Raw genomic sequence first — 26,857 nt, 5'->3', positions numbered from 1 at the left:
GATAGGCAGGCATGATCCGCAAAGACCTCGCTTCCCTGCCTGTCTACGTCCCCGGTGCGCGCGAACAATCAGCCGACACCATCAAGCTTTCCTCCAATGAGTCGGCCGTCGGCCCGCTGCCGTCGGTGCAGGAGGCAATGCGCGAAGCACTCGCCGGGGCGAACCGCTACCCGGACATGGGCGCGGTCGAACTGCGCGAGGCGCTCGCCTCGCACCTCGGCGTCACCTTTGACGAAGTCGCGGTAGGCACTGGGTCCTCGGCGCTGTGCCAGCAGCTGGTGTGCGCGACCGCGCAACCGGGTGATGAGGTGATTTTCCCCTGGCGTTCCTTTGAGGCCTACCCGATCTTCGTGCAGATCGCGGGCGCTACCGCTCGCCCGATCCCCCTCGATGCACAGCACCGCGTCGACCTGGAGGCAATGGCGCGCGCAATTACTGATTCGACCCGGCTGATCTTCGTGTGCAACCCGAATAACCCGACCGGGACCACCATCACCACCGCCGAGTGGGATGCGTTTATGGCAAAGGTGCCCGCGCATGTCACGGTTGCGCTGGACGAGGCATATTTTGAGTACAACCGCGCGGCCGATACCCCGGTGGTTACTGAGGAGATCACGAAGTATCCCAACGTGGTGGGCCTGCGCACCTTTTCTAAGGCCTACGGGCTCGCGGGCGTGCGCGTGGGCTACGCCTTCGGCCCTGCCGAGCTGATCGAGGGCATTAACAAGGTCGCCGTGCCCTTCTCCGTCAGTTCGGTGGCACAGGCCGGAGCACTTGCCTCATTGGAGGCATCTGAAGAGCTTGCAGCACGCGTTGAAGAGACCTGCGCCCAGCGTGAGCGTCTCACGGAGACGCTCAAGGCCTATGGCACCCCGCCGTCACAGACCAACTTCGTGTGGCTGCCAAATACTCCAAAGGATTTTGCCGCGGACCTCGCAGACCACGACGTGCTGGTGCGTTCCTTCCCCGAGGGCACCCGCATCACGGTGACCAACGAGGAAGAAACGGACGCGCTCCTTTCTGCCCTAGATACAGTGCTGGATTAGAAGCGCGCGTAGGGGTCGCGCACGCCGATCATCTGCACCTCCGTGTACTCCAGCATGCCCTCGAGCGAGCCCTCGCGGCCCAGGCCGGAGGCCTTGACCCCGCCGAAGGGGATGGAGGCATCGGAGACGACGCCGGTGTTGTAGCCCACCAGACCAAACTCCAGGTGGTCGGAGGCGCGCCACATCACATCCGGGTCCTCGGAAAAGACATACGACGCCAGGCCATACTCGGTGTCGTTTGCCAGCGCCCACGCCTCCTGCTCGGTGCTGAAGGTGAAGATCGGGGCGATGGGGCCGAAGATCTCCTCACGGAACACCTTCGCGTCCTTCGAGGCACCGGTGATCACGGTCGGTTCGAAGAAGAAGCCTGTGCCCTCGACGGCCTTGCCGCCGGTGAGGATGGTGCCGCCGTGGGACACCGCGTCGTCGACAAGCGCCTGCATGTGCTCCTGCGCCTTCTTCTCCACGAGCGGGCCTACCTCAATACCTTCGTCCATGCCGTTGCCCACCTTCAATTCGCTCACCGCCTTGGCCAGCTTGGTGGCAAATTCCTCCGCGATCGACTCGTGGACGAGGATGCGGTTGGCAGCGGTGCAGGCCTCGCCGATGTTGCGCATCTTCGCGGCCTTGACGCCCTCGACGGCACCGTCAATATCGGCGTCCGCAAAGACAATCGCGGGTGCGTTGCCGCCCAGCTCGAGCGAGACCTTGACCACGTTGTCCGCGGCCAGCTTCATGAGCGCTGAGCCGACCGGGGTGGACCCGGTAAAGGAGAGCTTGCGGCAGCGCGGGTCCTGCAAAATCGGCTCCGAGACATCGGAGGCCGACTTGGAAGAGACGAGGTTAATCACGCCCGCTGGCACGCCCGCCTCTTCCATGGTCTGCACGAAGTACTGCATGGTCAGCGGGGTCAGCTTCGCCGGCTTGATCACCACGGTGTTGCCCGCGGCCAGGGCCGGTGCGATCTTCCTTGTCGCCATGGACAGCGGGAAGTTCCAGGGCGTGATCAGCAGGCAGGGCCCGACCGGCTTGCGCACGGTGACCATGCGGTTGCCCTTGGCCGGGTAGCGGTTGGTGTGGCCGAAGAAGTGGTTGGCTTCCTCGGAGAACCACAGCAGGTAGTCGGCGCCGTAGTCCACCTCGCCGAGTGCCTCGGTGTAGGACTTGCCCATCTCCGTGGTCATGATGGCTGCGAACGCTTCCTTGCGTTCCTTGACCAGGTCGTAGCCCTTGCGTAGGATCTCTGCGCGCTCGCGCGGCGCGGTGTGCGCCCACACCTTCTGCGCCTCGTCGGCTGCGGCGAGCGCGTCCAGGGAATCTTGGCGGGTCCCGGAGGCCATCGTAGCGATGACCTCCTCCGTGGCGGGGTTGAGCACCTCGTAGGTCTCCCCTTCTGCGCCATCGCGCCACTCGCCGTTGATGTACAGGCGGGTCTCCACCTGGTCCAGGATTGCTTGGATATCCATAAAACGTGTCCCTTCTCCTTTTCGTAGGTAATCACCTTCTGGTCTACCAGCGCGGCGCAACACAGGCGGCGGTTTGGATGAGATGCCCCGAATTGGATATACTCACCTGGTCTCGGCGAGGGCTGTAGAAGCCGTTATCGACGCGATATGTATCCAGACTTTTCAAGCCTGCGATCACTCGACGAGCACCTGTTCCGATCAAGTGGTCGCAGGCTTTTCCTGTGGCCCAACCATTCAAGTACAAGGAGTCACACATGGCTGTTACCCCGATCCTGGTCCCGGTTGAGAAGCGCGAAGAGTTTGGCAAGGGTGCCTCTCGCCGCCTGCGTCGCGAGGGCCGTATCCCCGGCGTCCTCTACGAGGCTGGCATTGACAACGTGCACTTCTCCGTCGACCGCATCGAGATCTCCGCGATCGTGCGCAACGAGGGTGTCAACGCCATTCTCGAGCTCGAGTACGAGGGCGAGAAGCTGCTGTGCATGGTCAAGCACGTCGATCAGAACGTCCTGACCCTGGACATCGACCACATCGACGTCCTGGGCATTAAGCGCGGCGAGAAGGTCAACGTTGAGGTTCCGGTTGTCACCACCGGCGAGGCTCACCCGGACGCTGTGGTCCTGGTGGAGAACGACCTCATCGAGATCGAGATCGACGCACTGAGCATCCCGGACGAGCTCGAGGTCTCCATCGAGGGCAAGGAGATCGGCGACCAGATCCTGGCTGGCGACGTTGCCCTGCCGGAGGGCGCAGAGCTGCTCTCCGACCCGGAGGACCTGCTGGTCAACTTCACCTACGAGCAGGTTGACGAGGACCTCGAGGAGGCTGCCGAGGAGGCCGAGGAGGGCGGCGCCGAGGCCGGTGCCGAGTCCGCCGAGGAGTCTTCCGAGGAGTAATTCCTTCTTTAAAGTCTCGCCCACTGCCGCGCGCAGTGGGCGTTTCTTTATGCTTAAGGGCGTGTCTTCTTCTCCAGTTCTAGTTGTCGGCCTGGGCAACCCGGGCCCCAAGTATGCAGGCACCCGCCACAATGCGGGCATCGCGCTTATCGACGAGCTGTGCTCCCGCGCCACCCCCATGCCCGCCCAACTCGCGGCGCACAAGCGCACGAATACCGAGGTCGCCGAGCTTGCCGCAGGCAGGCTCCTCCCCGACCGCCAGGTGATCCTTGCCCGCACCCGCGCCTTTATGAACGTCTCCGGCGGCCCCGTCAAGGCACTCGCCGACTACTTCCGCGTGCAAACAGAGGACGTGTTCGTCGCCTACGACGAGCTCGACCTTGACTTGGGGCAGGTCAAACTCCGCAAGGGCGGCGGCGACCACGGCCACAACGGCCTAAAATCTGTAACCAAGTCTTTGGGCGGCAAGCCCTACCACAAGCTCGCTATTGGGATCGGGCGTCCGCCTGGAAGAATGGCTCCCGCCGACTACGTGCTCAAGCCCTTTTCTGCCAGTCAGCAGGTTGATCTGACAATCGCGGCCGCCGACGCGGCGGATCTCTGGTTGAAATCCGTATAAGTTTAAGGGCATGCGCTTAGTCACACTGCGAGTCCCCGGCCACGACCTCACCGTCGCCGCCCGCCTCGAATCCGACACCACCGCCGTCACCTTCCCGGGCTACCCGGACGTCGGTGCCCTCCTTAAAGCAGGCGACAGTACTGCGTGGCAGGAGGGAGAAAAAGTCGAGTTCACTCCCGAGCAGCTCGCCCCTGTCATCCCCCGCCCGGGCAAGATTATCTGCGTCGGCCTGAACTACGCCAAGCACATCGACGAGATGGGCCACGAGCGTCCCGACGTGCCCACCCTGTTCATCAAGTTCCCCGAGGCACTCATCGGCCCCTACGACGACGCGGAGATCCCCGACTTCAACGCCGACACCCTCGATTTCGAGGGCGAGCTTGCCGTGGTGATTGGGAAGTACACCCGCCACGTCAACGAGGTTGATGCAAATGAACACATCGCCGGATACGCCGTGATCAACGACTACACCCAGCGCCATATCCAAAAGCGCACCAAGCAGTGGCACCAGGGGAAATCACTCGAAAAGACAGCCGGGTTCGGCCCCTGGTTGGACACCGAGTGGCAGCCCGGCCCCGTGCTCATCACCACCGTGGGCGGCGAGGTCATGCAGCAGGCCCCCACGGACGACTTGGTGTTCTCGCCCGCGAAGCTCATCGAGTTCATCTCGCACCTCTACCCGCTCGAGCCCGGCGACGTGATTGCCACCGGCACTCCCGACGGCGTGGGGCACGCAAGGAACCCCCAGCGTTACCTCGCCGACGGCGACACGGTGCGCGTGGAGATTGAGGGCCTCGGCGCCATCGAGAACACGACTCGCGTCTACCCGGCCAAGTAGGCCTCAATTTCCTTGGCCGGTGCCTCCATGAGTTCGCCGCGGTCTTTGCCCACCAGGCAGTAGTCCGCGTCCGGCGTCATCGGGCGCAGATAGGGGTAGATCGGCGGCATGTCGCGGTAGCGCTTGGTCAACTCACTCTCGATCCCGCGCGCAGGCCTGCCAGAAAAAGCCCTGCTCACCACAGTGCGCCGATCAGTGCGCAGCAATTCACGGTTCTGCGGGCTCGTGCCCGCCTCGTCAGCTAAGAGGAACGCAGTGCCACAAGCAACAGCATCAGCGCCCAAGCCAAGAAGCCGCTCCACGTCCTCCGGCCCGCGAACCCCGCCCGCAGCCATGAAGGGCACGCCCAACTCAGCGACCTCCTCAACGATGGTGTCCAGGTAGAGCGTGTCCGGCACCTCTGCCGGCGACCAGGTGCTGCGGTGTCCGCCCGCCTCGGGCCCCTGCACGATCAGGCCGTCGGCGTTCCAGAGGTCCCCTATTGCCTCCCGCGCGTCCTCGATGCGGGTGACCGTCACCCACACCTCCGAGCCCACCGAGTGCAGCCGCTCCACATGCTCGGGGTGAAGCGGCCCGAAAGTCGTGCTCACGATCGGTGGTGCCGCTTCAACCACCAGCTCAAACTTTTCCTCAAAACCGCTGGTGACATCGGCCTGTGGGACCTCAGCGCCGAGCTCGGCGGCGACCATCTCGACGTCGATAAGCGATGGCTCTGGCTGCGGCATAAAGAGATTGACACCGAAGGGCGGCTCACATGCTTTAAGCCAAGTGCTGGCCTGCTCAACGGTGCAGGTGCCCAGCGCCAAAAAGCCGAAGCTGACTGCGTTCACGAGCTCTGGTGTGGTCGGGCCGCCTGCCATTGGTGCGGCGACGATGCGTGGAAGGTCCATGGTTATGCTTGTCCTCGTGTTCGATTTTCTCAAGCGCTTCCGGCCCACGCCCCCTGCTACCGAGTGGCTCGTGGTGGGACTGGGCAACCCCGGCCCCAAGTACGAGACCACGAAGCACAACGTGGGCACGCTCGCTGTCGACCAGTCTGCCAAAAACCTGGCCCCCGTGCGCGGGATCAAAGCAACGGTGGAGCACATTGGCGACGTCGCGTGGGCCCGCCCCACCACCTTCATGAATCTCTCCGGCGAGGCCGTGGCCCCTCTCGCAAAGCAGCTCGGCGTACCTCCCGAGCGCATCGTGGTCATTCACGACGAGCTCGACCTGCCTGCGGGCAAGGTGCGCATCAAGCTCGGCGGGAATGAGAACGGCCACAACGGGCTCAAATCCCTCACCGAGCACCTGGGCACGCGCGACTACGTGCGCGTGCGCGTCGGCATCGGCCGCCCGCCGAAAGGACTCGCTGTCCCCGACTGGGTGCTCGGCCCCCTAGATGGAAATGAGGCGATCGAGACAGCCGCCGAGGCCGCGCGGCTTGTTTGCTCAGACGGTCTAGCTGCCGCGCAAAACGAAATCCACGCGAAGAGCTAGGCCAGCGCCTGCTCGATGTCGCCGAGCACCGTGGTGAGGTCCTTGTGCTTCTGCTCGCGCGGCTGTGGGATGTCGTCGAAAAGCGACAGCGCGACCTGGTTACGCACGCCGAACATGGAGAAGTTCGCCACGATCTGGCGCCAGTGCTCGACCGCGCGGACTGCACCGTCGGCACCGTAGCCAACGAAGGCCACCGGCTTTGCGGCCCACTCGCTGCCCAAGGAATCAAAGGCGTTCTTCATCGGACCCGGCACGGAGTGGTTGTACTCGGGGGTGATGAATATGAAACCGTCGCAGGCGTCCACTGCGGCCGACCACGCGGTGGTGGCCTCGTCCGCGTACTGCTTGTTGGCGGCACCGGGGATCATTTCCGCTTCCAGCAGCGGAACGCGGAAGTCCGCCAGGTCGAGCAGCTCGTACTCGTAGCCCTCACGCCCTGCTGCGTTGTCCATGACCCACTTGGCCACGGACTCGCCTGCGCGGCCCTTGCGGATGGAGCCGAGGATGACACCGATTTTCATAAGTTTCTCCTTCTCGCCGACATTGTTGACGTGTCTACATTGGGTATACAGCGTATCCTAACATCTCGAGAACTTTTCCAAATCCGCCGGGCTTCCCGCCGCGACGATGAGGTCGGAGCGACGCAGCTCAGCCCCCGCCTCAAGCGGCACCCACTGCCCCTGTCCCTGCCGTACAGAAACAAGTTGCACACGGTAGTTTTTCCACACGTCCGCAGGGTCGAGAGGCTTTCCAACCACTGCGGCTGGTGCGCTCAGCTTGGTCACGCCGTAGCCCTCTGCGATCTCGGCGAAGTCCTGGAAGTCGCCGCTGAGCAGGTGCGCCACGCGCCGGCCAGTGTCGCGCTCCGGGCGCACCACGTGGTGCACACCGATCTGGGAGAGGATGCGCGCGTGGGCCTCCGAGTCCGCCTTCGCCCAGATGTCTTTGACCCCCATTTCCACCAGGTTGGAGGCGGTCAGGATGGAGGCCTCCAGGTGCGAGCCGATCGCCACGACGACGCGCTCGACCTCCTCGATCCCGAGCTGCTTCAAAGCCTCCGGGTCGGTGCCGTCGGCAATCAGCGCTTCGGTCAGGTAAGCGACCTGCTCGCGCACCGCCTTGTCGCCGACGTCGATGCCAAGCACCTCGACGCCGTTGTCCATCAGCTCGTGCGACAGCGCGGTACCAAACCTGCCCAGGCCGATCACCACGACTGGCGGGATATCAATCGTTGCGCGAGAACGGAAAAACTTAGCCAATGAAGGGCCTTTCTTCGGGGTAGCTGAAGCGCCTGTCGACGGTCCGCGCCGCCAGCGCCGCCACCAAAGTGGTTGGGCCAACTCGGCCCAGGTACATGATCATGCACAGCACAAGCTTCGACGTTGTTGAAAGGTCCGCCGTAATTCCTGTGGATAATCCGGAGGTGGCAAATGCAGAAATCACCTCGAAGGTGACCTGGTCCGCTGTGAACTGTGGGTCGAAAATTCGAAGTGTAGCCACCCCGACAACAACCACGGCCACGCCCGCGACGCTCAACGCGAGTGCCTGGCGGGTCACCGTGTGCGGGACGCTGCGGTGCCCAATTGTCGTGTTTTTACGACCACGGAACTCGGCCGCCATCGCCGCAAGCAGCACACAAAACGTGGTCACCTTGATCCCGCCTGCGGTACCCGCGGATCCTCCGCCCAGGAACATGAGCATGTCCGTGCCCATGAGCGTGATCGGGTGGGCCTGCCCATAGTCCACGGCGTTAAACCCCGCCGTGCGCGGCGAGGCAGATGCGAAGAAGGCGTTAAGCAGCTTCTGCCCCAGTGGCATCGGCCCCAGCACCCCGCGCCACTCCGCGCAGGCGAAGAACACCATGCCAAAGAGTAAGAGAAGACCCGTCGCCCACAGCGTCATGCGCCCGGTGATAGAGATTTTGCGGCGCACCAGCTCCGCCCAGACAGGAAACCCAAGGCCACCGCCAATCAGCGCGGCGGCCAGCGGCAGCAGGATCCACGCGTCTGCGGCAAAGGAAACGAGGTTATCGCTGTGCGTGGAAAATCCCGCGTTGTTGAAGGCGGAGATCGCGTGGAAGATGCCCTCCCACGCCGCACGCGGGAAGGAATACCCATAGCCCAGCATCAGCCGCGCGCCCACGAGCACCGCAATCGTGGCCTCGACCACCGCGGTAAACGCGAAGGTAAAGATGAGGGTCCGCCTGATACCCCCGGACGTAATCGGCCGCCCCTCGTACGCCCCGGTCTTGCGCGCCTTAAAGCTGATACGCCCGGTCAGAACGTAACCGGACAGCGAGGCCAGCGACATAATGCCCAGCCCACCGAGCTGGATCAGCACCAGGATGATGACCTGGCCCGCGGGACTATAGAACGTGGCCGTATCTTCCACGACCAAACCAGTCAACGACACTGCCGAGGTAGCTGTAAACAGCGCCGAGAGCAGCGAGGCTCCGCCTGCAAAAGGCATCATCAGCAGGGCAGTGCCCACCATGATGAGGAAGAAAAACCCGAAGGCAGTGAGCCGTGCTGGGCTCGAAAGCAACTGCTTCACGCTCTCGAACTATAGACCCCTTTTTCCCACCGCGTAGACTCTTCGGCATGAGTTCTGTCGCTTCCGAGGCCGCGCCGGCACCGCGCGGGGGTTAGAAGCCGAGCTGGTCCAGCAGGCGAACTTCTGCCTCTGCGATGAGCTGCAGCGGGAACAGCAGGAGGATGAACGGTGCGGAGCTCAGCATCACACCGGGAGCCTTTTCCGTCCCGCTCTTGTTGGCACCGCCGTTGAGTTGGTCGGCGCCGTTGATGATGTTGGTGACAAGGAAGTTGTAGAGCCCCCAGGCGCTGCCGCTGTACGCGCGGTCAGTGTTGGCCGGGGCGGCCGGGGCTGCGGGGTCCGCAGGCGCGGCCGGAGCCAGCGCACCCATCGTGATGGCACCGGCAGTTGTCGTGGCAATGGCAATCTTGAAAAGCTTCATACCTCTTTCATCGCAGCACATGCCTAGGGCATTACCATCCGCTCGATCTCGGCCGTCGGCACGTTGAACTCCGCGAGGTCGCGGTGAACAGGGCAGTACCGACCATGATGAGGAAAAACCGAAGGCAGTGAGCCAAAGCAACTGCTTCACGCTCTCGAACTATAGACCCCTTTTTCCCACCGCGTAGACTCTTCGGCATGAGTTCTGTCGCTTCCGAGGCCACACGCCGCCGCACCTTCGCTGTCATCGCCCACCCCGACGCCGGTAAGTCCACGCTTACCGAGGCGCTGGCGCTGCACGCACACGTCATCTCGGAGGCCGGCGCTGTCCACGGCAAGGGCAACCGCAAGTCCACGGTCTCCGACTGGATGGACATGGAAAAGGACCGCGGCATTTCGATCGCCTCCTCTGCCCTGCAGTTCGAGTACGCGCCCGTCGGCCACGAGGGCGAGCCCTACGTGATCAACCTGGTGGATACCCCGGGCCACGCCGACTTCTCGGAAGATACGTACCGCGTCTTGTCCGCCGTGGACGCAGCGGTCATGCTTATCGACGCCGCGAAGGGCCTCGAGCCCCAAACCCTCAAACTCTTCCGCGTCTGCAAGGCCCGCGGGCTGCCGATTGTCACCGTGGTGAACAAGTGGGACCGCGTCGGCCGTGAGCCCCTCGAGCTTGTCGACGAGATCGTCAACGAGATCGACCTCCAGCCCACTCCCCTGTACTGGCCCGTCGGCGAGGCAGGCGACTTCCGCGGGCTGGCCCACATCAGCGACGAGGGCGAGGCCGATACCTACGTCCACTTCATCCGCACCGCTGGCGGCTCCACTATCGCCCCGGAGGAGCATTACTCACCCGACGATGCCTCGAGCAAGGAAGGCGAAGCCTGGGACACGGCCGTCGAGGAGGTCGAGCTGCTGGCTGCCGACGGCGCGCTGCACAACCAGGAACTCTTCGAGCAGTGCGTGACCTCCCCGATCATCTTCGCCTCCGCGATGCTGAACTTCGGCGTCCACCAGATCCTCGACACGCTGTGTGCAATCGCCCCCGCTCCCCAGCCAAAACAGGACCGCGAGATCGACGGCGAGTTTTCCGGCGTGGTGTTCAAGGTGCAAGCGGGCATGGACCGCAACCACCGCGACACCCTCGCATTTATGCGCGTGGTCTCCGGCGAGTTCGACCGCGGCATGCAGGTCACCCACGCCCAGTCGGGCCGGACCTTCTCCACCAAGTATGCACTGACGGTCTTCGGCCGCAACCGCGACACGGTGGAAACCGCCTACCCGGGCGACATCATCGGCCTGGTCAACGCCGGCTCGCTCGCCCCCGGCGACACGATTTACACCGGCAAGGCCATCCAGTACCCGCCGATGCCGCAGTTCGCGCCCGAGCACTTCCGCACGCTCCGCGCCAAGTCCCTGGGCAAGTACAAGCAGTTCCGCAAAGCCCTCGACCAGCTGGACGCCGAGGGCGTGGTGCAGATCCTGCGCAACGACCTGCGCGGCGACGCCGCCCCCATCATGGCCGCAGTCGGTCCCATGCAGTTCGAGGTCATGCAGGCCCGTATGGAGGTGGAATACAACGTGGAGACGGTCACCGAGCCCGTCCCCTACTCCGTGGCGCGTCGTACCGATGCGGAGTCTGCTGAGGCGCTCGGCCGCCAGCGCGGTGTGGAGATCTTCACCCGCAGCGACGGCGAACTCATCGCCCTGTTCGGCGATAAGTGGAAGCTCGCCTTCGTGGAGAAGGAAAACCCGGACCTGACAATCGAGCCGCTCATCGCGGATTAACTGAGGAATTCCTCCCACGCGGGCCACTCGCGCTCGAACTGTTCCTTACCCGCCACGTAGTTGCGCCTGAGTCGGCTCGTGCGCCGTTCAATGGACTCGGCCTGCATGTTGTCCGGGAAGAAGACGAGCGCATCACCTGCACTTTCCGCGGCGAGGATGTCTCGCTTTGAGGAGTTGTAGCGCGCCGGACGCTCGTGCAGCGCCGCGCCGATTTCCGGGTAGCGGCGGAACATGCCGCGCACGGCTGTCGGCTGCACCAAGGGTTTCTTCCAGTAGTCGCGGGGGCGGGTGGCTAAAACGAGGAAGCGGGTGAAGCCTGCCTGGCGCGCGGCGTCGATAAGCAAGCCACCTGAGGCCCCGAGGGCACCGTCGACGTAGGGCACCCCCTCGATCAGCGTGATCGGCATAACTTTGGGCACGGTGGATGAGGCGCGCGCCGCGCTGTTGACCAGCGACGGGTCTTGCAGGAAATCGCCCCTCCCCCAGCTCACCGTGGCGCCGGTGTCCGCGCGCATCGCCTCGACGTGGACCTGCGCGGGCGAGGCGGCGAAGGAGGCAAAATCGAAAGGCAGGAGCTTCTCGGCGTGCCCGTAGATGAAGTCCGAGTTGAAGTAGCCCTTGCCTTTGGCGAACTTGAGCACGCCACCGAAGTGGGGATGCGCCGCCAGCTCGGTGAAGGCGGCGCGCGCTCGATTCGGATCGGCCGACGCGTAGTTCAGCGCGTGGACCGCCCCGGCAGAAACCCCGCCGACCCAGCCAAACCTGACTTGTTCGATGAGGTGGACGATTGCGGGGGCGGTGTAGGAATTGCGCATCCCGCCGCCCTCGATAATCAGGGCCACATCCCGCGCATCGATCATGCGCCAAAGTCTAGGGCCAAACTCCCCTTCCTGCTGAGTGCACCGTTCTCTGGTACAAATGGAGGTGCACTTAGCAACACTCTGTCGCCAACATCAGGAGCCAACCATGACCTCCCTCTACAGGGCAGCAATCGCCTACCTCGTCCTCGGCCTCGGTGCCGGGCTTTTCTACCGCGAGTTCACCAAGATCAACGACTTCCCCGAGGGCCAGTTCACCCAGCTCGGGGTCACCCACACCCACCTGCTCACGCTGGGATTCATCATGTTCCTCATCTTCCTGGCACTGGAGAAGGTCTTTGAAATCTCACGCAACCAGAAGCTGTTCACTTCTTTCTTCTGGCTCTACAACCTCGGCGTCATCCTCACCACCGCGATGATGGTCTGGCACGGTATTCTCACCGTCAAGGGCGAGGAACCCACTGCCATGATCTCCGGCATCGCGGGCCTCGGCCACATCTTCATCACCATCGCGCTCGCGCTCTTCGTCACCGCACTCGGCCGCGCGATTAAGGCCGCTCGTTAAGGAATTCCCGGATTGCTTCCCACTCGCGCTCGACCTGCGCTTGGCCAGAAGCATAGTTGGCCTTGAGCTTTGCCACGTGCATCTCCGTGGATTCCACGCCCATCTGCTCCGGGTAGAAGACATAGGCATTACCCTCGGCCTCTTGCCGCTTCACCTCGGCGAGCGCCTCGTTGTAGATGCCGGGTCGCGCGAGCATGGCATCTACCACGCGTGGGGTGCGGCGCAGGATGCGTCGCAAAGCACGCTCCCGCTTCTCCGGCGGCTTGACGTAGTCGCGCGGGCGGGTGAGCACCACCAAAAACCTTTGAAAGCCCGCGTCTTTTGCCGCCTGGATGAGGATGCCGCCAGAGGTCCCCAGCGCGCCGTCGACGTAGGGCACGCCGTCGACCTCGCGCATCTTCATCACTAGCGGCAGGGTGGACGAGGTCCGCGCGGCGATATTGATCTGCTCGATCGTGCGCAGATCTTCGCGGTTGTAGGCGACGGTCTCGCCCGTGTCGGCGCGCACCGCCTCGATGTGGATCTGCTCCTCGGTGTGCAGAAAGGTCTCGAGGTCAAAGGGCAGCTTCTGCTCGTAGCCCTCGTAAATAAACTCGCCGTTGAGCAGCCCTTTGCCGCGCACGACGGTGCGCCACCCACCGAACTCGCGATTGCCGACAAAATCGGTGAAAGATGCGTGCGAGCGCTCTGCATCCCGCGAGGCGAAGTTCAACGCGTGGCTCGCCCCCGCGGAAACGCCGCCCACCCAGCCAAATTGCACATTGTTGGCGATGAGTTTTTCCACGACTGGCGCGGTATAGGAATTACGTGTGCCCCCACCTTCGAAGATGAGGGCGGTATCGCGGGCGTCGATAAGCACTGGCTCGATTGGCATGGGCCTATCCTAGAAGATCGAGCCGAGCGTTCTTGACTTCCCGCTCACTCCGCGCAATCCAACGCTGCACCTTCAGGCGCCACTTCGTCCCCTCACTAGAACGCGGGCGCGCCTGAATCGTGCGCTCGGAGTCGTAGCCAACCTGCAGCTCTTTCGCGCGGAGCACTTCCGCGTCAATCTTCACCCCTTCGAGCAGCACGATGTTCATCACCCAGACCAGCGCGAGCACTGCCAGCACGGTCCCGAAGGCTCCATAGGCACTACGCACACCGATCGTGGAAAGGTAGACGCCAAAGCCCCACCAGAGCAGGAAGCCGACGAGCAGCGCGGCCGCGGATCCCAGGGTGAGCAGCCGGAACCTGCCCGGCCGCACATTGGGACTGAAGTAGTACATCAGTGAGAGCAGAATCATCGCGGTCAGCGCAATCACCGGCGTGCGCAGGTAGGCCCACACCGGCAGGAACTTCCCGGTCAGATAATCCAGCACCCCTTCGAGCCCGAGCGGCCGCGCGATTGGCCCGAGCACCGTCTCCACGATCGACTCGGTCAAAAGCGTACCCAGTAGGATCCCCACCGCACCAACGACCAGCATCAGTGTGATCAGCCACATCGTCACCCACGTCACCACCATCGGCCGCCCCTCAGTGCGCCCATAAACCAGGTTGGCGTTGCGCGAAAAACTGCGCACGTACGCCGACGCCGCAAGCAGCGAAAGCACCAGGGACACGGTCAGGGCCACAGTGCTTTGCGACGGCGTACCCACAATCACTTCCAGCAAATTCATCGCCTCACCACGCAATGCCTCCGGCACGTAGTTCTGCACCAGCTGGGCCAGGAGCTGGTCGACCGCGCCCGGGTCACGCGACAGCAGCAGCGTGGCGATCGCGTACGTCGAGACCACCATCGGTGCGAGCGAAAGCACCGTGTAATAGGTCAGGGTCGCGCCGCGGTCTACCATCGCGTCGTTGGAAAAATCGGCGACCAGACGCTTGGCCACCAGCACCCACCCCGCCTTAGTGAGCCGATTACTTTTGTCGAGCGGATTCGGCTTGGTGTCCGGCGGAGGCGGGACATCGAGCTCGCCAATGCCGTAGGGCAGCACGAAATCGATGCGGCGCGAGACAATCTCGGGGCCCTTTTCGGCATCTTCCATAGTTTCTAGGGTATCGCCCCCTGGGTAAAACCCGTGCAGGTGTTGGGGTGATTCGAACAGAGGATTGGGGAAAGTACCTGCTCTGCTGGCCACATTCGAAATGCTGTTCTAATTTTCGAGAAATTTTCGTTCCCATGTTCGGGTGGGTCTATAGAGTGCGGTGCATGAACACTTTAGACAACGAACGCCCTTGTACACCCTTCTTTCGAATCGACAGACCAGGCGACGCCAATTGCATGCTCGGGCGCGCCCTGCGCAAAGCCGAGCATGCGCTGTTTAGCCCGTTTAGTAAAGATGACACTTGCATCGAGGACTTCGACCTCGCCGTCGACCGCTTAGCCCAGCAAACCGGGCACGCAAAGACCGTCATCCGCGGCGGAATCTTGGCATACAACCGGCTCGTAGATCTGCCCCAGCTCCGCGCGATGCAGGACGAGCACACGCGGCTTTCGCTCGGCCACCTGCGCGCGATCCACCGCAAGATCGACGAGCTCGGTCCCGAGGCGGACGAAGAGCTCCTCGCCGACATCGACGCCTACCTTGCCGACCTCTTTACCCCGACCAAACCGAACCAGCCTTTCCCGGACCCCGCAGCAGTTACGCGCAAGCTGCGCGAGGAGATCCGCCGTATCGATCCGGGCTTGAGCTACCTGCCGCGCAGGCGTCGACAACGCGAAGCGCAGCGCGAAAACAGCGCGGAGTTTACGCACGAATCCTTCGGAGGCCGGCGCAAGGGCGTCCTCTTCCTCACCACCGACACGACGACGCTGTCCGCGGTGCGCGCGTTCGTGGAGGAAACAGCACGCGAGCACAGCTTAAGCCTGCACGACGCGGTCATTGGGCTGCTCAGCGGAACATATTCCCCAGCCGCAAAGGCCAACATCCAGGTCTACGCGCCCAAAGGCCGCAACGCCGGCGAGCCCGTCTTCATCCCCGGCTTCGGGTGGACGGATCCGGAAGCCACGGTCGCCTTCGACGAGATGTGTGAGCAGGTCCAGCCCCACACCGTCGACCTGGAGGCGGCAGCGTCTGCGAAAACCGACAGCTACACCCCCACCGCCGCGATGCGCGCACTCGCGGAGGCCCGCGACGGCACTTGCTGCTATCCCGGCTGCAGTCGGCCCGCGCACACCTGCCAGCTGGATCACCGGATTCCCTTCGGCGAGGGCGGCGAAACGTGCGTGGACAACCTCTACTGCCTCTGCCAAAAACACCACAACGTGAAGACAGATAAGCAGGCATTCTACGTGCCCGACCCGGCCACCGGTGACATCATCTGGCTCTACGAGGACGGCCACTACGAGATCGCTGAGTCCGAGGGCATCCTCGACCAGCAACTCGGCACCCCGCACCCCCGCTGGGTTTCCTCCCTCGAGGCGGTGAAACAGAATCGGGCCAAGATGGCGGAATTCAACGCCCGCGGGCACGCGATCATGGATCAATACGACCGCGACGGTGACGTCGTCAGCTGTGAGCTCGCCCTTGCAGAACTGGAAGACGCGTTCGGCATGCGCTTCCAGTTCCACCCCGACCCCGAAACGATGGTGCCGCAGCAAGCACCGGACGAGGAGGAGCCCCCGTTCCCGGACTACGAGTTTGAGAACAACCCCGACAACTACTGCATCGACGAGGCGAACCTGCCACTACCGACGGCCGGATAGACTTCCACCATGGCTTTCTTAGAACGCATCCGTGCCCTCTTCACTGGAGACGACACCGCCCCGCTCGTGGAGTACCCCGATCAGTTCGAGCGCGTGGAAGTCCCCCGCCTCGAGGTACATACTGCGAACTTGTCGCCGGATACCGACGAAGTCCTGGTCATCCTCACCACCACCCCGGCGCTACTTGGCGTGCTCAAAGAGACTCCCGGCCCCGTGCAGGCGGTGTGTGAGGGTGCGCGGCCGGTGACGTTCGTGCCCGTCGAGAAGCGAGCGGACCCACTGCTCGACCCAAACCTTGGGTGGTTGATCCCGGTGACGGAGGCGACTCGTCGTGAAATTGCGACAACCCCCGATGGGCCCGGGGCGCACGAGTTTTCCTCGCTGCACCTCGGGCTGGTGTTGGAGTGATTTAGAGTAGCCCGATCCACTGCCAGTATGTGGCAGAAAGGAGCAAGACCAGCAGGTAACCCGCGATGGTCAGCGGGATGCCCGTCTTCAGGAACTGGCGAGTCGTGAACGCGCCAGTACCGTAAGCCAGCATGTTCTGCGGCGCGGAGATTGGCAGCAGGAACCCGAAGCAGATGACAAACTGCTGGATTACCACAAACCCGATTCCGCCGTTTGGCACATCCAACGTTGCCGCGAGCGCGATGAACACCGGGATCAGCGCGGAAGCCAGCGAGGTCGCCGACGCAAATCCCAGGTGGATGATGATGTTGAACAGCGACACGATCGCGATCGTCGCCAAGATCGGCATGGAGGCGATCCCCAGCGCGCCGAAGGTCTGCTCGGAAAGCCAGGTTGCCGCCCCGGTCTCCAGGAGGAAAGAGCCCAGGGAGATGCCCACCGCAAACACGATGAGCGTGCCCCAGTTGATGTTGTCCTGCGCATATTTGAAGTCCATGACGCCAATGCCCGGCAGGAGCATCAGCGCGATCGCGGCAACCGTGATCGTCGAGGAGTTGATCGGATGCAGGAAGCCTTCGGTCGCCCAGAAGCCAAGCAGCACCACGGCGATGGCGGTCAGTCGCTTTTCTGCGCCCGTCATCGGCCCCATTTCTGCCAGCTGCTTCTCGACGAGCGCGCGCCCACCCTCAATGTGATCCACCTCAGGCTTAATCGCCGCGCGCATGATGAAGTACAACGCAATCGACATCAACACCGACCAGGGCGCGGCCCACAAAAACCACTGGCCCCAGGACACGGTCTGCCCCATCTGGTCTTCGATGAACCCGATGGCCACCAGGTTCTGCGCCGCGGCGGTTTTGATGCCGACGTTCCAGATGGAGACGGCCTGCACGGCAGTAATCACCAGCAGCGCAGATAGCTTCGAGTCGACGGCCAGACCAAAGGCCGCGACCATGCCCAACAGAATCGGCACGACGGCACCTGCGCGGGCGGTCGCCGAGGGCACGAAGAAGGCGAGGATGATGGAGATGATGATCGCGCCGGCGACAATACGCGAGGTCTTTTCACCTGCGATTTTGAGCACGTAAAGCGCGATGCGTCGGTGCAGACCCGTCGCCTGCATCGCGGTCGCGAGCGCGAGCGCTGCGGCCACGAGCGCCACCGCGCCGCTGGAGAAACCGGAAAGCGCCATGCTCAGCGCCGGTCCGGTACCGAAGACCTCCCCGGGGGTCTCTGGATCAGGTGAAAGGCCGACCAGCAGGGAAATCAGCGAGATGATCAGCACCGAGCTGACCGGATAGCTCACCGCCTCGGTCACCCACATAATGACGGCGAACGCGAGCATCCCCAGCGCGATCTGCCCCTGCCACTCGATCCCCTCAATTGGGACGAGCAGCACCGCCGCCAGCGCCACAAAGGCAAGGAAGAACGAGATGATCTTGACCTTGCTTCTCGACGCCTCCTTCTCCTCGTGTGCTGTGGCTGCCGTTGTCACGATCTTCTCCCTTTCCTCAAATTGGTGTTACCACCAAGCTTAACGTCGGCAGCACATTTCGCTCTAGCTAGAACATTCCCGACGCCCACGCGGCGCCGCCGAGCAACGCCGCGATCCCGCCGATCGCGCCGAGGACGGCCAAGATGATGTTCAGATTGGAAGAGCCCTGCTGCGGTGCCGGGGGTGTTTCTTCTTTTGGCCCAAGCTCCGCACCCAACTTGGTCTCGGCGAGGTCTTTCACTTCCTGCGAGGCGTTCGGGTTGTTCAGGATCTCCTCGCGTACGCGCCTTGCTTCGTCCTTGGAGTAGTCCAGCAGGGACAGCTCATAGCGCTCCGCGAACACTTCGTCGCCGCGGACGTTGTGTATCCGGACCTCCAGCGGCATGGTTGCGCCCGTCAAGTCGGCGACGCCCGTGATCGGGATGTCGAACTTTACCGACGGATCGGAGGCCAGCTGGCCGGGCACGCGGATCCGCTCGGAATACTGGCCACCCGGGTAGGTGACGGAAAGGTCGTAGTCGTGCAGGTCCAGGCCCAGGTTGCGCAGCTCGGCCGTGACGGTGTTGTCGGTGCGGGAGGTGATGATGGAGTTGGTTTCGGCGTCGATAAGCCGGAAGCCCGCCTGACCATCATTGTCCTCCGCTGCCGCGAGCTCGAGCTCGCGGGCGGTGACGTCCTTGTGGCTGGCTACCTTATCGTCTGCGCCCGCGGTTGCCTTAACTTTGCCAATAAACTTGCCGCCCAGGTCGAGGTTGTCCCAGTCTGGGGCCACGGCGTACGGGCCGGTGTAGCAGGTGTACTCGCCGCACTGCTTCGCATCGCCGCCACTCTTTGAGATCTCCGTACTGTAGTCGAACTTGGAGAACTGGTAGAGGTAATTCATCACCGAGGCGTAGTTCTTCAGCAGGTCCTCGGTGTCCACGCGCGTGGGTGACAGCGCCGCGCCAGTATGGGTCAGGCCCAGGTTGTGGCCGAACTCGTGCAAGATCGTGTTGCGGAGCTGGTCCTGGCCGGTGAGGTAATCGTGCTTCGCCACGTAGAAGACCGAGTCGCTGACCAGGCCCATGCCCGTGGAGTAGTCGTTGGCCTCCAGTCGGTCACCGATCATGCCCACACGAAACACGGGCTGGCGCGAGCCCAGGAGACGATCACGGTCAGCGGCAAGCTGGGCGTTGTGGTCGCCGTTTTTGAAGTAGAACTCCTGGAAGTCCTCGGTCGCGCCGCCGTAACGATCAACGTAGTTGGGGATGTTGGTGTACATCTCGCCGGCGTCGATGTGCAGGTTGATGCCACGCTTGTCAAAGAGCTCGACCAGCTGAATCAGCGCGCCGCGGGAGGGACGGTACACGTTCGCGTTAGCGACGGCGCACTCGGCGAATTCGTTGAAGCCGTCGGCATCCGCGCCGTAGCGCTGGTCGCGGTCGCAACCCAGCGTCTCCCATTGCGACTTCGACCAGTTCAACTGCAAAAACAGGTCAGGGCGCTGCGGGTCCGCACCCCACAGGTGGAGGGGGAACTGCTCGCCGTCGGCAGTGGTGAAGCCTTCGCGCTCCCACGCATCCGGCAGCCCGTCGCGGTCAGAGTCCACGGCAGATTCCTGGGTGGCAACCTCCATCTCCATCGACGCGGTAAGCGCACCCTGCGCGGGGACCTGCTTTTGCCAGGATCCGCGCTGGAAGGAGGACCCCTCCCCCACGTGGCCAACCTTGCCCGCAGCAGTGGTCTCGTCCTGGTCCGTGTCCGCCCCGGAGGCAGTGGCGTTGCGGTAGAGCAGCGTCGTCTCGTAGCCGCCCTCGGAAGGCGCGAGGAAAAACGCGCCGTCGGCAAAGCGAGCCTTGTGTGCCTCGTAGTTCATCAGGCGCGAGTTGAAGTCAACGGCGAATTCGCGCTTCTCATCCGCCAAGTTCTCCAGCGTGACGTCGACCGTGAGTTTGGTCTTCTCCACCGTGAACACGCGGGTGACTTTTACCTTCCGAGTATTGTCCTCGTGCACCAGGGTGATCACGTCCGCGCCGCCGCGCTTACTCTTGCTCACAGAGGTATCGCTGGGCAGGTACCGCACCTTTGCGCCGTCTACCTGCATCGCCACATCAAAGCTGCCGGACATCAGCCCAGCGACAGAGGACGGGTGCTCAAAGGTAAACGTGGTGGTGCGCCCCTTCGACACGTCGACAACGGCGAAGCCCTCCTCGTCCGCGGCCGGCGTCATGTGCACGCCGAAGGGCATGTCTTTCACCGTCGCCACAGCGGGCACGGGCACCATCAGCATCGCCGCGGTGAGGGCGGCAACTACGCTCACGCGCTTCACTTTAAGCCTCCAAACTGGCTCCACATCCACTGTGCGCCTGCGCCGACAGCGGCCATCACTACCATGACCAGCGGAATCCACCAGGCGTCCTTCACACTCGAGGCGGGTTGCGGGGCGGGCGGCTGCGGCTTTTCATCCGCCGTCAGCCGGATCTTCTGGTCCTTGCCATCGACGCGCAGGTCCACCTCGTAGCTCGCGCCGCGCATCGCGTCCTCCGGAACGGTCGCAGTTACCTTGCCGGTAGCTTTGTCTACGTCAAGGCGCACGCCGCCGTTGTCAATGATCTCGACCTCAGAAGCCTGTGCGTCGAGGATTTCCGTCTTCTTGCCCGGCGGCAGCGCTCGTGGTGTTTCCCCAGGAGTCTCGCCGGACTGTGCGGTCGGCTCGGTGAGCTTCAGTGGCACGGCCACCTGCTCCTGGGAGCCATCCGAATAGCTCACGCGAACATACAGCACCGTTTCCTGCGCGCCCTCATCCGGGGACGCGGAAATCGTACCGTCGACCTGGTCGATAGAGACGCGCCAGCCGGCAAGCTTCGTATTGTCGGCGCGCAGCCACCAGTACTCGGCGTCCTTGGGCATGTTGCGCTCGCCAGTCTGCTTGACCGCCGCGTGCTCGCCCGGGGCTACCTCAATCGGTGCCCAGCCGGGGGTGAAACGCTTCGCGGAAGGCAGCGCGTTGATGTGGAAATCCGCCTGGGCAGTGATCTTCTTCCCACCCGGCATGGTGGCAACGACCGGGACCTGAACGGTCTCGCCCGCTTCCTGCTGCAGGTCAGCGGTGTCCAACGTGACGCGGCCTGTCTCTGCATCTACCTGCGCGTTCGGCGCGTCGGTGGAGAACTTCACGCCCTCCGGCACCGGCTGGCTGGAAAAGTCCCTGCCCTGGTGCGAGATAGTCGCCATCGGTACGGCGCTCGTCGCCGACCGCCCCTGCTCCACTGAGGTCACTGGGTACTGCAGCGCCTTGAGCGTTTCCGGGCCGGTGACGTGGACCTTTACCTTCTCCACCTGGCCAGCGGAGGTACGGACGTCGATCTCATAGTCCCCCGGCACCGTGCGTAATGGCGGCATCACCTCAATGGTGCCGTCGGCAAACACCTCGGCCCAGGCCGGGCCGTCCATCTTCTCGACGGTCACCTCTCGCCCGTCACCCGTAATCTGCGGGTTGACCGCGGCGCGGCTCCCCGCCGCAACGCTCATGTCCGCCCAAGAAAAGTCGACGTTGCGCTTTGTACCGTTGGTAAACCTTGCAACAACATCCTTCGGCCGAGTCAGCTCGACGGTGGTGAGCTGGCTGCCCGTCCCCTTCACATCCACCCGGTAGCTGTACGTGCCGGGTGGAACCTGGAACTTAACCAGTCCTTCATAATCCGTGACGCCGCTGAACTGCACAGTCGGGTCACCAATTTTTTCAATCTTGACCTCCGCGGCCTCAACGGGGTCGTCATGGTGTTGCACCTTCACCGTGAGCTGCACGGTTTCTTGCGCCACGGCGACCGGGGCGACAGCGACGGCAGCGGCGACCGTCACCGCCGCGAGAGGGTTTGGCATCCAATGCATGTTCAGGGCCCCTTTTGTGGGTAGGAGTGGGTTATATGAGGTTGTTGGCCCAGGCGAAGGCGGCTCCGCCGATGAGCGCGAGCAGCAGCACGATCGGCACGGCGATCGCAGCGGCTGAGCTTGTCTTTTCTGGCTGCGGGTGCTTCTCCGATGGCGCTTGCACAGCTGTCGTCGGGGGCGTGGGAGTTGCTTTTCGACGATCCGCGCCCTGCATCGCCGTCGACGCCGGTGCCTCACCAGCGCGCACCGGGACAGCGAGGCGGTCCTCGAAAGCCGTGACCCCGCGTTCGCTCCTGACCATCACGTCCAGCGGCATGCTGCCCTGGGTCTCCGGGGAGACCGGGACACGCACCGTCGCGGTGTTGTGGCCGGTACGCACCCCGCCGAGCACGACCTGCGTTTTGGTCTCGCCGACGATCACGTCGAAGCGGCCGAGATCCAGGCCCGGGTTGTGCAGCTCGAGGGTGACAGTGCCTTCTTTTCCAGCGGTGAGGTCACCTTCATCGACGATCTCCACGTCGATGTTGCCGTTCTCGCTTTCCGCCTGCGCGATCTCCCGGTCGAGCTTCTCCAAAGCGCGGACGTCCACCTTCTCAGCCTCTGCGCCAGCGGTGCCGACGGGACGGCCGAGGCGCGCCGAGTTGATGGTGAGGTTGTCCCAGTCCGCGGGGATGCGGTAGTCGCCCGTGTAGCAGTCCACGCCAGCGCGGTTGCACTCCTGCGGCAGCGGGCCGCCGGAGACGGCCTCCTCATCCGAGTAGTCGAAGTAGCTGAACTGGTACAGGTAGTTCATGACCGACTTGTAGTTCGGCAAGTAGTCCGACTTCGGCACCTGGTCCTTGAACTTCGTCGCACCGTTGTGGTTCAGACCCAGGTTGTGGCCGAGTTCGTGCATGATCGTGTTGCGGAGCTGGCTCTCCTTCGTCATGCGCTCGTGCTTGGCCACGTAAAAGCCGTTGTCGCCCACCAGGGAGACGCCGACCGAGTAGTTGCTGGGGTTCATCATGTCGCCCACCACGCCCGAGTGGAACACTGCGGAACGCTGCCCCAGCAGGCGGTTCACGTTGCTCACCATGCGCAGGCCCGGGATGGTGGAGCGGAAGTAGTACTCCTCGTAGTTTTCGGTTTCACCGCCGTGGCGCGTGCCGTAGTTGGGGATGTTGGAGTAGTACTCGCCCGCGTCGATGTGCAGCGCGATATCGCGTGCGGCGAAACGCTCAACGAGCTCATCGAAGCTTGTGCGGGAGGGGCGGTAGCTGGTGGTTTTTGCGTCCGCGCACTCGGTCTTGCCTGGGTTCTCGAAGCAGCCGAGGGTCTCGTACTCGGAGCGCATCCAGTTCATCTGCAGGAAGATGTCGGGGCGGTGCGGATCTGCACCCCACTCGTTGAGTGGCAACCGCGTGCCGTCGTCAAGCGTGACGCCCTGCTCTTCCCACAGATCCGGGAGGCCGTCGCGGTCGCTGTCCTTAGCGGACTCCTGGGTCTCAAACGTCAAGGTTGCGTGGGCGCGCAGCGAGTCGCCCGGGCCGACCTGATCGAACCAGCGGCCGCGCTGGAACTGGGCACCGTTCTTATCCACGCTGCCGAGCTCGCGGGCAGCGGTCGTGTCGTTGAACGAGGGGCCGACGCCCGAGTAGCGTGCGCCGGGGAACTCCAGCACCGTGTCGTAGCCGCCGAACTCGGGGCCGACGGTAAAACGACCGTCGGCAAAAGCACCGGTCAACGCGCGGTCCGTATTGATGGAGTTGGTCAGGTCGACCTGAAGGTAGCGCTCCTGCGCGCCCGTGTTTGTGACGGTGACTTCGACGTCCACGACGTTGCCGCGTGTGCGGATCTCCCGCTTCACACGCACCTGCCGCTCGGGATCGTCGTACTCGACGGCAGTGTCTTCGGCGACTGTGTTTGCCGGAGCCATGCTGCGGGCCCCCTCAACCATGATGTCGGTATACAGCGTGCTGGAAAACTTCCCAGCAACCGAATCCTCATCCTTGTAGGTCAACTGAGCCTGACGGGAAGCGTCCAGCTCAACCTTGGAAGTCTGGGCTGCCGCATGTGCAACAACTGGCTGCCCACCGAGCACCAACGCAACCCCCATCGCAGCCGCGGTGCACGCCCTTGCCAGCCTCTTCATGCGGCACATCCTCTCTTCTGTCAAAAATCATGCACGGCCCGCTTACCTCGCACCTCAAGTTTTATGCACTTCTGATGCTGGGAGGGGCCGCGCTCACTGAAACTTAAAGGTACAGGAAATGCCACGATAAACAAGGTGTTGAACAATATATAGACTGGTCGTCGACAGTGGTATACCAACTGGTCACGGTGATTATTTTGCATCTTCAGCGCATAGTATTCATCGAGTACGGCATTATCCGCCCGAAGAGACGTTGACGCCTCATATATTTTGGCGCAACCCTCTCAGGAATCCCGAGCAAACCTTTCCCTACCAGCCAGGCAAGGCCAAACACGCACTCAGGTTCCTCGCGGCAACTCTATGCAGCCCGCCGAAGTAATGTGGCACACACTTAAGCGGGACACAAGTACGCCTCACGGGCCGCACGGAAAATACGCCTTTTTGTGATTTTACTCACACTCTAGATAAGGCCCTGGCTCATTGCCCACCCCAGGCCAGCAGCGCCGACACCACCAAGCGCAAGCAGCACAGCAATCACAATTGCCACAGTGGAGGCCCCCTCAGCAGGCTTCTCCTTCTGCGTGCCGTCCGCGCCCTGTTTGGTGTGCTGGTTTGCGGGTTTCGCCGCTGACGGGTCCTCGATCCCGTCGAGCTTCGACTTGGCAAGACGCTTGACCTCAAGGCTCGCGTCGGAGGCAAGCACTTCGTCGAGCACCCGGCGCGCTTCTTCTGCGGTGTAGTCCAGCACGGAGACCTCGTAGCGCTCCGCGAAGACGCGCTCGCCATTGTGGTTAGTGATCTGGATGTGCACCGGCATGACGGGGCCGGTCAGGCTCGCCGCGTTCTTGATTGGGATGCGGATCTCCTGCTCATCGCCCGCTTTCCCGATTGCCGGCAACTCAACGACCTGGCTGTGGCGCTGCCCACCGGGGTAGGTTGCCTCGATGGTAAAGCGCCCCACGTCCGCGCCCAGGTTGCTGATCGTGCCCTGCAACGCATTGTCGTTACGCGAAGTCACGATGCCGTTGACACCGTCGCGGGTGGTGTCCATGTAGAACCCTGCGCGGCCCGAGTTTTCCGCAGCCGCGTTGGCTGCCAGCCGCCGCGGGTCCTTTTCGTGGTGCTCGTCTGCGTCAATCTCGCCGCTGCCGGTGGTCAGGTCGCCCTTGCCCACGTTGAAGCCGGGCAGATCGAGGTTCGCCCAGTCGGCGGGAATGACCACGTCGTGCACACCGCACTCGCCGGACTGCAGGCAGCCATTTACCCTGGTTTTGGTGTCCTCGTCCGCGTAGTCGAAGTGGCTGAACTGGTACTGGTAGTTCATCACCGACTTGTAGTCCGGGAGCGAGAGATCCCCGCGCAGGGGGTTCTCCGGGACCATTGGGCCGGAGTGCCCCAGCCCGAGGGTGTGGCCGAACTCGTGGAAGATCGTGTTGCGCAGCTGCTCCTGCGTCGTCATGTCCTTGTGGTTCGACACATAGAAGGCCGAATCGCTCACCAGCGCCACGCCGGAAGAGCGGTTGTTCGCCGCCATGCGGTCACCGATGATGCCGAGGCGGAAGACGGATTTGCGGTCGCCGAGGAGGCGGTCGCGCTCCTCGAGCAGCCGTTCACCCTGAGTCTTTTTGTCGAAGTAGTACTTCTCAAAAGGCTCGGTCTTGCCGCCACGCGGCGTATCAAGCCCCACGAGCGACTCGGACTGGTACGAGTCGCCGGCGTCGATATGCAGCGAAATGCCCCTCTTTTCAAACACTTTCTCCAACTCCCGCAGCGTGGCGGTCGTGGGGCGGTACGAGTTCACATTCGCAGTGGCGCAGCCAGCGAACTGAGCAAACTCCGGCGCCGTTGGCGCGAAAGTGTGCTGGCGAGAGCACTGCATCGTCTCCCACTCGGCCTCCATCCAGTTCAACTGCAAGAACAGGTCCGGGCGCTTAGGGTCGGCTCCCCAGCGGTGAATGGGCAGCTCCGTTCCGTCCGGCAGGCGCACTCCCTTGACTTCCCACGCGTCGCGCAGCCCGTCGCCGTCGGTATCAATCGCGGAATCTTGCGCGGTCGCGGCGATATCTACTCCGCCTTCAAGCACTTCGCCCGGGGCAAGGGTGTTTTCCCAACGCGCCATCTGGAAGCGCGGGGTATCGCCACTCAGCACCCCGGTCTTGCCCACCTCGATCTCCCCGCGCATGTCCTCCATGGAGGCAGAGCTCGCGGGATCAGCAAAGGCAACCGTCGTTTCGTAGCCCTCGGATTCTGCAGCCACCTCGAAGGCACCGCTTGCATTGACCTTTGCATGCAGCCCGCGGGGGTGGACGAACTCGTTTGCCAGGTCAATCGTGATGTCGGCCGGGGCGTTGCTCACGTTTCGCACCTGCACGGTGGCGCGCACGGTGCCATCCTTGATACGGAACGTGCGCGTGACCTCCAGCTCGGTACGCGGGTCGGTGAACTTGAACTCCACCACGTCTGCGCCGCTTTCGGTGTGCGTCTTTGTCTTGGCACCCCAGAACGGCGGCAGGCGGTACCCACCGGTGCGGATTACCGTGTGCAAATTGAACTCGTGCAGCCCCACGGCCGCTGCCGGGTGGACGAACGCGAAGCGGGAACGAGAGTCCTTGCGCAACTCCGCGTCGATCCGCTCCCCTGTCGGCTGCGAAGTCTCGCCGGTCACGCTCACCGTGATTTCAGACTGCGTGGTAGAAGCGCCAGCTGGCGGGGCAACCACAGCGCCGAATGCGAGCGACGCACAGGTGGCAATGGCAATGGTTTTCAGTGAGAAATGCATC

Annotated in this window: 23 protein-coding genes; 9 read left to right on the top strand and 14 right to left on the bottom strand. The window is 63.3% G+C overall.

Features of this window, described 5'->3' with window-relative positions; genetic code table 11:
* Positions 1-11: 11 nt before the first annotated feature.
* Complete coding sequence (gene hisC, locus CIMIT_RS03770) at positions 12-1,046, top strand: histidinol-phosphate transaminase (protein ID WP_038589377.1); 1,035 nt, start codon at positions 12-14, stop codon at positions 1,044-1,046.
* On the opposite strand, the gene CIMIT_RS03765 is transcribed toward hisC, so the two are convergent.
* Entirely contained in the window at positions 1,043-2,512 is a 1,470-nt protein-coding gene (locus tag CIMIT_RS03765) for an NAD-dependent succinate-semialdehyde dehydrogenase (RefSeq protein ID WP_038589374.1), read from the bottom strand. The genes hisC and CIMIT_RS03765 overlap by 4 nt on opposite strands.
* A gap of 254 nt (positions 2,513-2,766) precedes the next feature.
* On the opposite strand from CIMIT_RS03765, the gene CIMIT_RS03760 reads away from it, so the two are divergent.
* The 3 genes from CIMIT_RS03760 to CIMIT_RS03750 all read left to right on the top strand — a co-directional run bounded on the left by CIMIT_RS03760 (position 2,767) and on the right by CIMIT_RS03750 (position 4,862).
* Entirely contained in the window at positions 2,767-3,405 is a 639-nt protein-coding gene (locus tag CIMIT_RS03760; RefSeq protein WP_038589372.1) for a 50S ribosomal protein L25/general stress protein Ctc, read from the top strand.
* A gap of 61 nt (positions 3,406-3,466) precedes the next feature.
* Positions 3,467-4,024 carry an aminoacyl-tRNA hydrolase gene (pth, locus tag CIMIT_RS03755; protein WP_038593944.1) on the top strand — a complete coding sequence of 186 codons (558 nt, stop codon included), beginning with the start codon at positions 3,467-3,469 and terminating at the stop codon, positions 4,022-4,024.
* Positions 4,025-4,034: 10 nt separating this feature from the next.
* Positions 4,035-4,862 (top strand): fumarylacetoacetate hydrolase family protein, encoded by an 828-nt coding sequence (locus CIMIT_RS03750; RefSeq protein ID WP_038589369.1) that lies wholly within the window; start codon positions 4,035-4,037, stop codon positions 4,860-4,862.
* Here the strand turns inward: CIMIT_RS03750 and CIMIT_RS03745 are convergent.
* Complete coding sequence (locus CIMIT_RS03745; protein WP_038589366.1) at positions 4,847-5,752, bottom strand: nitronate monooxygenase; 906 nt, start codon at positions 5,750-5,752, stop codon at positions 4,847-4,849. The genes CIMIT_RS03750 and CIMIT_RS03745 overlap by 16 nt on opposite strands.
* Before the next feature lie 4 nt (positions 5,753-5,756).
* Between CIMIT_RS03745 and pth (CIMIT_RS03740) the strand changes: the two genes are divergently transcribed.
* On the top strand, positions 5,757-6,341 hold the full coding sequence (gene pth / locus CIMIT_RS03740) for an aminoacyl-tRNA hydrolase (RefSeq protein WP_038593941.1): 585 nt from the start codon (positions 5,757-5,759) through the stop codon (positions 6,339-6,341).
* Here pth (CIMIT_RS03740) and CIMIT_RS03735 read toward each other — a convergent pair.
* From CIMIT_RS03735 to CIMIT_RS03720, 4 genes are all read right to left on the bottom strand, one after another.
* On the bottom strand, positions 6,338-6,862 hold the full coding sequence (locus tag CIMIT_RS03735) for an NADPH-dependent FMN reductase (RefSeq protein WP_038589363.1): 525 nt from the start codon (positions 6,860-6,862) through the stop codon (positions 6,338-6,340). The two genes, pth (CIMIT_RS03740) and CIMIT_RS03735, sit on opposite strands and share 4 nt — an antisense overlap.
* 57 nt (positions 6,863-6,919) lie before the next feature.
* Positions 6,920-7,600 (bottom strand): potassium channel family protein, encoded by a 681-nt coding sequence (locus tag CIMIT_RS03730; RefSeq protein WP_038589362.1) that lies wholly within the window; start codon positions 7,598-7,600, stop codon positions 6,920-6,922.
* Positions 7,593-8,894, bottom strand: coding sequence for a TrkH family potassium uptake protein (locus CIMIT_RS03725; RefSeq protein WP_038589359.1), 1,302 nt, complete (start codon positions 8,892-8,894; stop codon positions 7,593-7,595). Before CIMIT_RS03725 ends, CIMIT_RS03730 begins: the two co-directional genes overlap by 8 nt.
* A gap of 91 nt (positions 8,895-8,985) precedes the next feature.
* Positions 8,986-9,315 carry a hypothetical protein gene (locus CIMIT_RS03720; RefSeq protein WP_038589356.1) on the bottom strand — a complete coding sequence of 110 codons (330 nt, stop codon included), beginning with the start codon at positions 9,313-9,315 and terminating at the stop codon, positions 8,986-8,988.
* 197 nt (positions 9,316-9,512) lie between these two features.
* Here CIMIT_RS03720 and CIMIT_RS03715 point away from each other — a divergent pair, with 197 nt between their 5' ends.
* Positions 9,513-11,102 (top strand): peptide chain release factor 3, encoded by a 1,590-nt coding sequence (locus CIMIT_RS03715; protein ID WP_038589354.1) that lies wholly within the window; start codon positions 9,513-9,515, stop codon positions 11,100-11,102.
* Here CIMIT_RS03715 and CIMIT_RS03710 read toward each other — a convergent pair.
* A complete protein-coding gene (locus CIMIT_RS03710) occupies positions 11,099-11,962 on the bottom strand; it encodes a patatin-like phospholipase family protein (protein WP_038589351.1) in 864 nt (287 codons plus the stop codon). The two genes, CIMIT_RS03715 and CIMIT_RS03710, sit on opposite strands and share 4 nt — an antisense overlap.
* 106 nt (positions 11,963-12,068) lie before the next feature.
* On the opposite strand from CIMIT_RS03710, the gene CIMIT_RS03705 reads away from it, so the two are divergent.
* Positions 12,069-12,485, top strand: a complete 417-nt coding sequence (locus CIMIT_RS03705) for a DUF2871 domain-containing protein (protein ID WP_038589348.1) — start codon at positions 12,069-12,071, stop codon at positions 12,483-12,485.
* On the opposite strand, the gene CIMIT_RS03700 is transcribed toward CIMIT_RS03705, so the two are convergent.
* Together CIMIT_RS03700 and CIMIT_RS03695 are read right to left on the bottom strand one after the other, a co-directional pair.
* Complete coding sequence (locus CIMIT_RS03700; RefSeq protein ID WP_038589344.1) at positions 12,469-13,359, bottom strand: patatin-like phospholipase family protein; 891 nt, start codon at positions 13,357-13,359, stop codon at positions 12,469-12,471. The genes CIMIT_RS03705 and CIMIT_RS03700 overlap by 17 nt on opposite strands.
* Before the next feature lie 4 nt (positions 13,360-13,363).
* On the bottom strand, positions 13,364-14,512 hold the full coding sequence (locus CIMIT_RS03695; RefSeq protein ID WP_038589341.1) for a YihY/virulence factor BrkB family protein: 1,149 nt from the start codon (positions 14,510-14,512) through the stop codon (positions 13,364-13,366).
* A gap of 164 nt (positions 14,513-14,676) precedes the next feature.
* Between CIMIT_RS03695 and CIMIT_RS03690 the strand changes: the two genes are divergently transcribed.
* Both CIMIT_RS03690 and CIMIT_RS03685 read left to right on the top strand, forming a co-directional pair.
* Positions 14,677-16,173, top strand: coding sequence for an HNH endonuclease signature motif containing protein (locus CIMIT_RS03690; protein WP_144311807.1), 1,497 nt, complete (start codon positions 14,677-14,679; stop codon positions 16,171-16,173).
* A gap of 9 nt (positions 16,174-16,182) precedes the next feature.
* Complete coding sequence (locus CIMIT_RS03685; protein ID WP_038589335.1) at positions 16,183-16,581, top strand: hypothetical protein; 399 nt, start codon at positions 16,183-16,185, stop codon at positions 16,579-16,581.
* Position 16,582: 1 nt separating this feature from the next.
* Here CIMIT_RS03685 and CIMIT_RS03680 read toward each other — a convergent pair whose 3' ends face one another.
* From CIMIT_RS03680 to CIMIT_RS03660, 5 genes are all read right to left on the bottom strand, one after another.
* Positions 16,583-18,076: a DASS family sodium-coupled anion symporter gene (locus tag CIMIT_RS03680; RefSeq protein WP_231910336.1), complete on the bottom strand. Its 1,494-nt coding sequence runs from the start codon at positions 18,074-18,076 to the stop codon at positions 16,583-16,585.
* A 67-nt stretch (positions 18,077-18,143) separates the two neighbouring features.
* Positions 18,144-20,375, bottom strand: coding sequence for a zinc metalloprotease (locus CIMIT_RS03675; protein ID WP_144311806.1), 2,232 nt, complete (start codon positions 20,373-20,375; stop codon positions 18,144-18,146).
* A gap of 5 nt (positions 20,376-20,380) precedes the next feature.
* Positions 20,381-21,946, bottom strand: coding sequence for a Rib/alpha-like domain-containing protein (locus tag CIMIT_RS03670; protein ID WP_144311805.1), 1,566 nt, complete (start codon positions 21,944-21,946; stop codon positions 20,381-20,383).
* A gap of 31 nt (positions 21,947-21,977) precedes the next feature.
* The gene (locus CIMIT_RS03665; RefSeq protein ID WP_144311804.1) at positions 21,978-24,077 is read right to left on the bottom strand and encodes a hypothetical protein; all 2,100 of its coding nucleotides are present in this window, start codon (positions 24,075-24,077) and stop codon (positions 21,978-21,980) included.
* A gap of 460 nt (positions 24,078-24,537) precedes the next feature.
* A complete protein-coding gene (locus CIMIT_RS03660; protein ID WP_038589323.1) occupies positions 24,538-26,856 on the bottom strand; it encodes a zinc metalloprotease in 2,319 nt (772 codons plus the stop codon).
* Between the last annotated feature and the right edge of the window lies 1 nt (position 26,857).

Source organism: Corynebacterium imitans, assembly GCF_000739455.1.
GTDB classification, from domain to species: domain Bacteria; phylum Actinomycetota; class Actinomycetes; order Mycobacteriales; family Mycobacteriaceae; genus Corynebacterium; species Corynebacterium imitans.
This window is presented reverse-complemented; position numbering and strand designations above follow the sequence as displayed.